The following is a 9,549-nucleotide window of genomic DNA, read 5'->3' as shown; positions in this document are numbered from 1 at the left end:
AGCAGGCAACCAAAGCTACAAGGGGTACGTCATCACTATATATACAAAGACGTGAAAAGTATAGCCACCTTAGTTGAACAAAACAATAAACGCTTGTTGAATACCCGGAACAATATCTTAGCTACCCTTGCCTATTTTGACATGTGGGATTATCCGCTAACATATGGCGAAATATTCCTGTTTCTGGAAAATAAATATAGGCAATATGATTTTACCGAAGCTCTTGATCAGCTTGTTGCTAATAAGCTGGTGTTCCATTTCGACAGGTTCTATTCGCTCAAAAACGACTATATGATTGCGGTAAAGCGAAATAAAGGAAATAAGAAAGCAGCCGAACTGATCAATAAGGCTAAAGAAGTGGGAGCTTTCCTGATCAAATTTCCTTATGTGCGTGGTATAGGCATTTCAGGGTCCTTATCTAAAAACTGCGCGGACGATAATTCAGATATTGATTTCTTTATCATCACCGAACGTAACCGGCTTTGGATTGCGCGTACGTTGATGCACATGTTCAAAAAGCTTACTTTTTTGGTTGGTAAACAGCACAACTACTGCATGAACTATTATATCGATGAGGTACAGCTACAGATAGTTGAAAAAAACATTTATACAGCCATTGAAGTAGCAACTATTATTCCGCTTGAAGGCGACGTTACCTTTGAGAATTTTTATAAAGCCAATGCCTGGATGCACGATTTCCTGCCCAATAAATGCATGCGCCTTGCCACTGCCCTGCCGTTAAAAAAGCCCTGGTATAAGGCATTTGCAGAGCGGCTGTTTAATAACCCATTTGGCAACTGGCTCGATAATACATTAATGCAGATCACATCTGGCCGCTGGAACAAAAAAACCGAAATGAAAAAGCTGAATATGCGGGGTAATGTAATGAGTATGGCAGCAAGCAAACATTTCGCCAAACCATCTCCCGAAAACTTTCAAAAGAAACTAATAGAGCGGTACCGGGTCAAAGTTTCTATGCTATTACAGGAATTTGAAGACCGGATAGCACAATAGTTAATAAGCAAAGCCGCCCCCCTATCTGGTTTCAGCTTTGCTTACTGTTTGTTTACAACCCTTTAATACTATTCCAATCAACAACGCCAACTTTTTTGGCCCATTCCAAATATTCTGTTTCAAGGGTTTTAACTTTATCGGGATATTGAGCTGCAAGGTTATTTATTTCAGATCGATCTGCTTCCAGATCATATAACTCCCAGGGCTCACCAATTTCTGCAACCAGTTTCCAGCGTCCTTTTCTTATAGCCCTGCTGCCCTCGTGTTCCCAAAATAAAGTTTCATTACCTTTATAAGGATTCCCTTTAAGAGCATCAACTAAACTAATACCCGCCAACGGCGTTAACTGCCTGTTTTTATATTGCGTTGGATAACTAATACCTGCAATGTCAAGGCAGGTTGGCATCAGATCAATCAAGTGGCCGGGACTACTATTACTGCTTCCGGGCTTGATATGGCCGGGATACCAGGCAATAAGCGGCGTTGCTATACCGCCTTCGTGTGTATTGCGTTTAAACAACTTAAACGGGGTATTGCTAACGTTGGCCCAGGGAATTTCGTAACTGTCAATTGAATTTACAGAACCGGGAGTTCCGTTCTTTTGTATCACGGTCGATAAGCTTTTAACTTCATCTGCACTACCGCCATTATCTGAAGCAAACAGGACGATGGTGTTTTTATCTTTCCCAAATTGTTTGAGTTTGGTCATGATCTCGCCAATACAGGCATCCATGCGGTAAACCATGGCGGCATAAATGGCCATGCGAGTATCCCATTTGTCTTTTTCTTCGGGAGATAACGAATCCCATGCAAGGGCGCGTTTATCCCTTGCCGATAGTTGCCATTGCTTTTTGATAATACCGGCAGCTAACTGTTTTTCATAACGCTGTTTCCGTAACACATCCCAGCCTTTAAGATATTGGCCTTTATACTTCGCAATATCCTGTGGCAGCGCCTGAATAGGCCAATGTGGGGCATTATAAGCTACGTACATAAAAAACGGCCTCTGCTGGTCTTTGATCTCATTCAATGATTTGATAGCAAAGTCGGTAATGGCTTGTGTAAGATATTTTGAAGTATCACTGCGGGTGATCTCCTTATCATTCAGCATAAAGGTGATCTTGCTGCCATCATTATACAACGGCGCCGAGTTGAAATAACTGCTCCCGTTGTTTAGCATGGTAAAAGATTGATCAAAACCGCGGTTATAGGCCAGTGCAGATTTTTGCAACCCAACATGCCATTTACCGGATACGATGGTGTTATAACCTGCCTCATCTTTCAGCAACTCGGCAATGGTAGCGCTATGGTCATTCAGGTAACCCTGGTAAGCGGGAGAGCCTTTGTATTTTACCATGTCGCCAACACCGGCCTGGTGCGGGTACAGGCCGGTTAATAATGCAGCCCGCGATGGACAGCATCTGCCGGCATTGTAAAACTGTGTCATCTTCAGACCTTCGCGGGCAAGTCTGTCGATATTAGGCGTACTGATCTCCGAACCAAAGCAGCCAATATCAGAAAAGCCCATATCGTCGGCTAAAATGACAACGATATTGGGCTTTTGTTTAGGGGCCTGCCCAAATACAGGCCCCGTACAACATATAGCGATGAGTAAGTAGCAGATATTTTTTAGCATAGTTGTGTTTTATTTGCCACTTGCAGCCAGCCCGGTTTTGGCCTGTTCGGCAACAGCCTCAACTTGCACTGTTGACGAGAAGCCCTGTTTTTTCCAAACCTCCTTACCATTTTTATAAAGCACCAGCGTTGGCAGCACATTAACCTTTAACTCTTTAGCTAAGTTGGTATTGTCATAAACCTCAATACTGATCACTTTTGGTGTAAAAGCAGAATTTGCTTTGAGCGAATCCAACACAGGCACCAGCTTTTTGCAGGCCCCGCAATACTTCGACCCAAAATCAACCAACACTAAAGATGACGAAGCAGCCAATTCATTAAACTGTGCTTTTGATAACGAAACGCCCTTTTTTGTCGTCGAAATGATAGGATAACCCGAACCTATCCAATTGGCTAAACCGCCAGGCAGTTCCTCCACGTTGGTAAACCCTTTAGCACGCAACTCGCGCGAAAGCACTGTGCTACGGCCATTAGCTATTGAGTAAACAAAGGTTGGCTTTTCCTTATCCAAACCATCCAGTTTTTGCTGATAATCTGCTGCTTTGGCATCAACGTTTACAGCACCTTTAATATGGTTTTGCGCAAATTCCTCCGCCGAACGGGCATCCAATATCTGTGGTTCTTTTGTCTGTTTCAGTTTAGTCGCAAAAGCTTCGAGCGATAATAAAGCAGGTGATTGTGCTTTCACTTCGCCGGTGAAAACTACCAGCAGGGCCAGTAATACAATTTTTAAGTTTTTCATAATTAATTGTTGTTTTCGAGTTTATGGATCCTTTTGTTGTTGATATCGTCCCTGTCAATAAATGGATAGATGTGGTTCTTTTTAGCTTCCGCATCAAACAGGTCTTTCAATTCTTTTAACTTTTCAGGATATTTTTTGGCCAGGTCAACACGCTCGTTAAAATCCTCGTTCAGGTTATACAATTTCCAAACATCCTTATCGTAATTACGTTCAGGAATCGTTTTCTCTTTTGGAAAGTTCAGCAGGTCCACATTATCCGGGCGGTGTGCAGCCTCGGCTTTCCAGCCATCTTTATATATCGACCTCGAAGTAAAAATGTAATAGTACTGCTGTGTATGCAATGTTTTTGCCTGCGCATTATTGAACGAACCGAAGAATGATTTACCCTGCAACGTATCCTGCTTAATGCCTTTAACGTACTCGGGCAGTTTTAACCCGGCAGCCTCAATAGTGGTTGGGAATACATCAGATACATGGCTGTACTGCGTGCGGATGCCGCCTTTTTCGGTGATGAGTTTTGGATAATAAACTATCAGCGGGTTATGGGTACCGCCCTCAGCATCAGCGTCCGATTTCCAATATTTAAACGGCGTATTGGCTGCCTGTGCCCAACCTAAAGGATAATTGGTTGAAGCTTCGGGCGTACCGATGGTTTCGTAATCGCTTTCATTCCTTTTGATGTAGTCTGCTTCGGGTGTGGTTGCTGCCGAGTTTTTTGGATTGATCACACCGTGTACGGTTCCTTCTTTGCTGGCGCCGTTATCACCTATCATCACAAAAACCAAAGTATTGTCAAACTGGCCCGAAGCTTTCAGGTAGCTGATTACGCGGCCCACCTGGTGGTCGATATAGGTCAGATAACCTGCATAAACTTCCATGAACCGGGCATACAATTTTTTCTGATCGGCAGGCAGGCTGTTCCAGGCCTTGATACGCTCGTTACGCTCGGGCAATTTGGCATAAGCAGGAATATAGCCGGCCTTTTTCTGGTTTTCAAATACTTTTTCACGGTATACATCCCATCCTTCATCAAATTTGCCTTTATACAAATCGCTCCATTCATGACTTACCTGGTGAGGTGCGTGGGTAGCTCCTGGGGCGTAGTATAAAAAGAAAGGTTGATCAGGTGCCGCCTTATGTGCTGCATCGATATAAGCTATAGCTTTATCAGTGATCTGCTCGTTCAGGTTGCGGCCATCCGGTTTGATGTGGAAATTATCCTCCACCAAATGCGGCGGGTTATACTGATCGGTAGCCGACTCCAGGAACCCGAAGTGATGGTCAAAACCTTTACCAGTAGGCCAGCGGTCAAACGGACCAACGGCCGTAGTATCCTCATCAGGTGTTACCCCCCATTTACCTACCGCGAAAGTACTATAGCCATTGGCTCGAAGAGCTTCGGCAATAGTGCCTTTATCTGGCGGGATCCGGCCATCATAGCCCGGAAAACCGGCAGCCGTTGAAGCGTGTGCAAAGTTACCCATGTGTACATAATGGTGATTACGTCCGGTTAGTAATGAAGATCGTGTTGGCGCACAGATACCTGCTGTATGAAAATTGACATAGCGTAAGCCATTATTAGCCAGCGTATCAAAATTTGGCGTACTGATCAAACCACCAAAGGTGCCTGATGCGCCGAAGCCAACATCATCCAGCAAAATCCAGACAATGTTTGGTGCACCCTTCGGCGCCTTGAGTGGTTTATTCCACCACTCTTTTGATTCGGCAAGGGTTTTACCTTCCACGCCTTTATAATTGGCGGGATCGATGGGCGCTATATTAGCGGGCGTCACCTTAACCTGCGGCAATTGCGCAAAGGCAGGCAAGCTGAACGCCACGGCTATTGCCGATAAGGCGACAATTCGTTGATAAGCGTATTTCATAATTGTAAATGGTTATATAAAGTTTATTATTCAGTTCACAAATAGCGATCAAGCTTTGGGCTTTTTGCCTTCTGCTTTTAGCTTTTATATAATTGGTTACTTTTTATAATTTTTGTGGATACGCTGGTGATACACATCATACCAATCGATAAACGGATATAGGTTGTTCTTTTGGGCCTGTGCTTCAAATACAGCTTTCAGCTCTTTTAACTTTTCGGGATATTTTTTGGCGAGGTCAATGCGCTCGTTAAAATCTTCATTCAGGTTATACAATTCCCAGGTATCCTCATCAAAGCTTTTATCGGGTACGTTTTGCCCAACTTTAAAGTCGCCCAATTCCACATTATCAGGGTGATGAGCGGCTTCGGCCTTCCAGCCATCGCTATAAATCGACCTCGAACCGAAAATGTAATAGTGCTGCAAAACATGTTTTGATTTTGCCTCGGGATGATCAAACGAATACACCAATGAAGTGCCCTGCAAAGTATCCTGCTTAATGCCACGGATATATTCAGGTAGCTTAATACCGGTATATTCAAGCGTGGTAGGAAGCACATCAATTACGTGACCATATTGGGTGCGGATACTTCCTTTGTCTTTAATTCCTTTGGGATAATAAACAATCAATGGGTTACGGGTGCCACCTTCAGAGTTGGCATCCTGTTTCCAGTATTTAAACGGCGTATTGGCTGCCTGTGCCCAGCCAAGCGGATAGTTGGTGCTTGCTTGCGGAGTACCGATATCGTCAATATCCTCGATATTAGTTTTCAGGTAAGCATCTTCAGCAACCAATTTGGACGAGTTCTTTTTAGGGTTGATAACACCGTGAACTGTACCTTCTTTACTGGCACCGTTATCGCCGATAATTACAAACACCAATGTATTATCCAACTGACCGCTTTGTTTCAGGTGATTGATCAAACGGCCAACTTCATGATCCGTATAGGTCAAATATCCGGCATAAACTTCCATGAAACGGGCGTACAGTTTTTTCTCGGCATCGGGTAGTGATTTCCATGCCGGGATGCGTGAGTTACGCTCGGGCAATTTGGCATAGGCCGGGATAATGCCCAATTGTTTTTGCCTTGCAATCACCTTCTCCCTGAAATCGTCCCAACCGCTGTCAAACTGACCTTTGTACAGGTCGCTCCACTCTTTTGCCACCTGGTGAGGTGAATGTGTAGCGCCTGGTGCATAGTATAAAAAGAACGGTTTGTCAGGTGCAACTTTATGCTGCCGTGTAAGGTAGAAGATGGCTTTATCAGTGATCTGATCAGTGAGGTGACGGCCATCCGGTGTTACGTGGGCGTTATCCTCTACCAGGTCGGGTTTATACTGATCTGTTGCCGAACCTAAAAACCCGAAGAAATGATCAAACCCTTTGCCCGTAGGCCAGCGATCGAACGGACCGGCATCGGTAGCGTCCTCATCCGGCGTTAACCCATATTTGCCCACAGCGAAGGTGTTGTAGCCATTTTCGCGTAATATTTCGGCTACCGTACCTTTATCCGATGGGATCCTGCCATCATATCCGGGGAAGCCGGCAGACAGAGTTACATGCGAAAATCCGCCCTCATGAACATAATGATGATTACGCCCGGTTAATAAAGCCGAGCGTGTTGGTGCACAGATCCCTGCTGTGTGGAAATTGGTATAACGCAAACCATTATTGGCCAGCGTATCAAAATTGGGGGTTTTAATGATGCCGCCAAAGGTGCTTGTGGCACCAAAGCCTACGTCATCTAAAATGATCCACAAAACGTTTGGCGCACCGGTGGGCGCTTTATGAGGCTCGGGCCACCACTCCTTCGATTCATCAAGCGTTTTACCCACCGTGCCGCCAAATGCCGGTGCTTGTCCGTTTTGTGCTTTGGCTGTAAATGCTGCTAACAGGCCAAGCGACAGGAACAATGTTATTTTTTTTGTTTTCATGTTTATGTAGGTTTATTCGGCATAGCTGGAGCGGAATTTTACACCCCAGCGGCCGTTTTCTTTGGTTAATATGTATAGTGACTCGTAATGCCCTATCAGGCTGCCATCGGCGCGGAAGCGCGAAAAGCGGGTATCAACATGCACCTTATCTGCCGATGCCTGCACAATGTTACGGTGGTCCCACTGGCTGTGGTCCCACCCTGCTTTTTGCAATTCGCCAAATACCTTAACTGAATCGCGCAGACCAGCCCTCTCCAATACTGACATTTTGCCGCCGGCCAACCGGTAATGCGGAAACTGGTAAGTTGTTTCCCATCCTTTTAAATCTTTAGCATTAAAGGTTGCCATGTATTCGTCAAGCACCTGGAAAACAGCGGCGCTCACTCTTGGATCGATGCCGTGAGAGCCACTTTCTACAGGTGCTCTTTGTGCCGATACCTTACTGATTACGGTGGCCAGGATTAGCACGAACATTGTTATCTTCTTCATAGAATATCGCTTTTAAAACATCTTTCGCAAGTTCAAGCGTCCACGCTTGAATTATATCCATGGTAAGCGTCCACGCTTACTAAACCGGGAGCGTGGACGCTTGAACTTGCGGGGTTATTGAGTTTAAATTCCTTGCTCCCCTCTTGTGAGGGGGCGCGATGGACAGAGCGTTGGGAGGGGTGTGTTATAGGGGCGATAAGTCGCTTACAGAGTAACACACCCCTCCGCCCCTCTCAAGAGGGGAATCGCGCTGGCCATTGCCCGCATCGCTCAATTCATCAACCGTTTACTGCCAGCCCGGATTTTGCGTCAACTTACCATTGCTGTTATCAATCTCCTGCTGTGGTATCGGGAACAAATAGAATTTGCCTGCCGCACCTTTGCTTACATTGGTTTTACCAACTTTAAGCAGGCTTGCCTCCAATATACCGTTACCCGAAGCATCGCGTTCACGGATCAGATCAAACCAGCGCTGGTATTCAAATACAAACTCCAGCCGGCGTTCCAGATAAACCGCGTTACGGAATGAAGCCTGGTCAAGCCCGGCAAGGTCGTCAAGCCCCGCACGTTTCCTTACCCTGTTGATGGAAGCATATGCTTTAGCAGTTGGCCCGTTCAGTTCATTCTCGGCTTCGGCGTGGATCAGCAGTACATCCGAAAAGCGAATGATAGATACATTAGCACCCGATTCTGCCTCGTTAGCGGCAACGCTTGGGTCATAATATTTATTAAAGAATGGGATTGAATCATTAGCGATAGTAGCGTCATTCAGCTTACCATACCAAAGGTTGGTAGTAGGGCTTTGAAAGCGCGTTACAAAGCTTACCCGTTTACGCTTATCATTGGCCGGATACAGCTTATAAATGCTGAAAAATTTATCTACACCGCCCGGCTTGGTAGCATCTGGTACTGAATAAAACACTACCTGATCGGCATAGCTGCCCACCATTCCCGGGATACCGTTTAATATTGACCGGGGTGCCTGGTTGTTGCCCTGTCCCTGCGAATTTGATTTAAACTGCGCCGAAAAAATATGCTCCTTTCCGTTTTTAGTTGCAGGCAAAAACACATCGGCGTAATTGGCAAACAGATCGTACCCGTATGGGCCATTAATTACAGCCTCTGCCTGTGCTACGGCTTTATCCCATTTGCGTTCGGTAAGATAAACCTTAGCCAGTAAGGAGTTGGCTGCACCCGCTGTAGCCCTGCCTATATCAGGGCCAGTATAGTTATTGGGTAAATCGGTGGCTGCATTGGTTAAATCGGTTTCTATTTGCGCATACACGGTAGCCGCGGCCGTTCTCGGAATTTGAAGATCGGCCAGGTTTATAGAGGTTTGATCATGCAAAACTAATGGCACATCGCCATAAAGCCTCACAAGGTTAAAATAATACAGTGCCCTTAAAAACTTAGCTTCGGCAACAAGTCTTTTGTTTAACGTAGCATCAAACTTGATATCGGGGATAGTATCAATAGCAATGTTGGCCTTTTTAATCGCGGCATAATGCTGCTGCCAGATCTGCAAAACACGCAAACCTGATGCCGAATGCCCCAATACTGCTTGTGAGCGTACATCGGGATTGGTAGCGCCCGGGCCCGGAGCTTCGTCATCGGCCATAAAATTCATGCCCGTGTTAAAAAGGGTGTTATAAGGTGTCTGGACACTATTTGCCCCGGCGTTCAATAACGAATAAGCGGCGGTAACTGCTGCCACGGCGTCTGCCTGGGTTTTATAAAACTGACTTGCCGGGATGAACGACCGCGGGTCTTCTTTGAGCTTTGCGCACGAAACCGCGGCAAAAGCGACCAGTATAATAAGGTATTTAATATTTTTCGTCTTCATATCTAAAAAAT

At 45.4% G+C, this 9,549-nt stretch carries 7 protein-coding genes; 1 reads left to right on the top strand and 6 read right to left on the bottom strand.

Annotated features, from left to right (window positions below; genetic code table 11):
* The first annotated feature begins 51 nt into the window (after positions 1–51).
* Complete coding sequence (locus ACEN9X_RS23395) at positions 52–1,014, top strand: hypothetical protein (RefSeq protein WP_413667422.1); 963 nt, start codon at positions 52–54, stop codon at positions 1,012–1,014.
* A 52-nt stretch (positions 1,015–1,066) separates the two neighbouring features.
* Here ACEN9X_RS23395 and ACEN9X_RS23390 read toward each other — a convergent pair whose 3' ends face one another.
* The 6 genes from ACEN9X_RS23390 to ACEN9X_RS23365 form a co-directional block, all read right to left on the bottom strand.
* The gene (locus ACEN9X_RS23390) at positions 1,067–2,650 is read right to left on the bottom strand and encodes an arylsulfatase (protein WP_413667421.1); all 1,584 of its coding nucleotides are present in this window, start codon (positions 2,648–2,650) and stop codon (positions 1,067–1,069) included.
* A 9-nt stretch (positions 2,651–2,659) separates the two neighbouring features.
* Positions 2,660–3,391 carry a thioredoxin domain-containing protein gene (locus ACEN9X_RS23385; protein ID WP_413667420.1) on the bottom strand — a complete coding sequence of 244 codons (732 nt, stop codon included), beginning with the start codon at positions 3,389–3,391 and terminating at the stop codon, positions 2,660–2,662.
* A gap of 2 nt (positions 3,392–3,393) precedes the next feature.
* Positions 3,394–5,274: an arylsulfatase gene (locus tag ACEN9X_RS23380; RefSeq protein ID WP_413667419.1), complete on the bottom strand. Its 1,881-nt coding sequence runs from the start codon at positions 5,272–5,274 to the stop codon at positions 3,394–3,396.
* Positions 5,275–5,370: 96 nt separating this feature from the next.
* On the bottom strand, positions 5,371–7,206 hold the full coding sequence (locus ACEN9X_RS23375; protein ID WP_413667418.1) for an arylsulfatase: 1,836 nt from the start codon (positions 7,204–7,206) through the stop codon (positions 5,371–5,373).
* A 12-nt stretch (positions 7,207–7,218) separates the two neighbouring features.
* Positions 7,219–7,695: a hypothetical protein gene (locus ACEN9X_RS23370; RefSeq protein ID WP_413667417.1), complete on the bottom strand. Its 477-nt coding sequence runs from the start codon at positions 7,693–7,695 to the stop codon at positions 7,219–7,221.
* Positions 7,696–7,981: 286 nt separating this feature from the next.
* Complete coding sequence (locus ACEN9X_RS23365; RefSeq protein WP_413667416.1) at positions 7,982–9,538, bottom strand: RagB/SusD family nutrient uptake outer membrane protein; 1,557 nt, start codon at positions 9,536–9,538, stop codon at positions 7,982–7,984.
* Between the last annotated feature and the right edge of the window lie 11 nt (positions 9,539–9,549).

It is taken from the genome of Mucilaginibacter sp. Mucisp86, from assembly GCF_047324315.1.
Taxonomy (GTDB): Bacteria; Bacteroidota; Bacteroidia; order Sphingobacteriales; family Sphingobacteriaceae; genus Mucilaginibacter.
This window is presented reverse-complemented; position numbering and strand designations above follow the sequence as displayed.

Bases quoted from the DNA above. Each gene is read 5' to 3' on its own strand.
- ACEN9X_RS23370 (WP_413667417.1), bottom strand. From the start codon at position 7,695: ATGAAGAAGATAACAATGTTCGTGCTAATCCTGGCCACCGTAATCAGT.
- ACEN9X_RS23380 (WP_413667419.1), bottom strand. From the start codon at position 5,274: ATGAAATACGCTTATCAACGAATTGTCGCCTTATCGGCAATAGCCGTG.
- ACEN9X_RS23375 (WP_413667418.1), bottom strand. From the start codon at position 7,206: ATGAAAACAAAAAAAATAACATTGTTCCTGTCGCTTGGCCTGTTAGCA.
- ACEN9X_RS23390 (WP_413667421.1), bottom strand. From the start codon at position 2,650: ATGCTAAAAAATATCTGCTACTTACTCATCGCTATATGTTGTACGGGG.
- ACEN9X_RS23385 (WP_413667420.1), bottom strand. From the start codon at position 3,391: ATGAAAAACTTAAAAATTGTATTACTGGCCCTGCTGGTAGTTTTCACC.
- ACEN9X_RS23365 (WP_413667416.1), bottom strand. From the start codon at position 9,538: ATGAAGACGAAAAATATTAAATACCTTATTATACTGGTCGCTTTTGCC.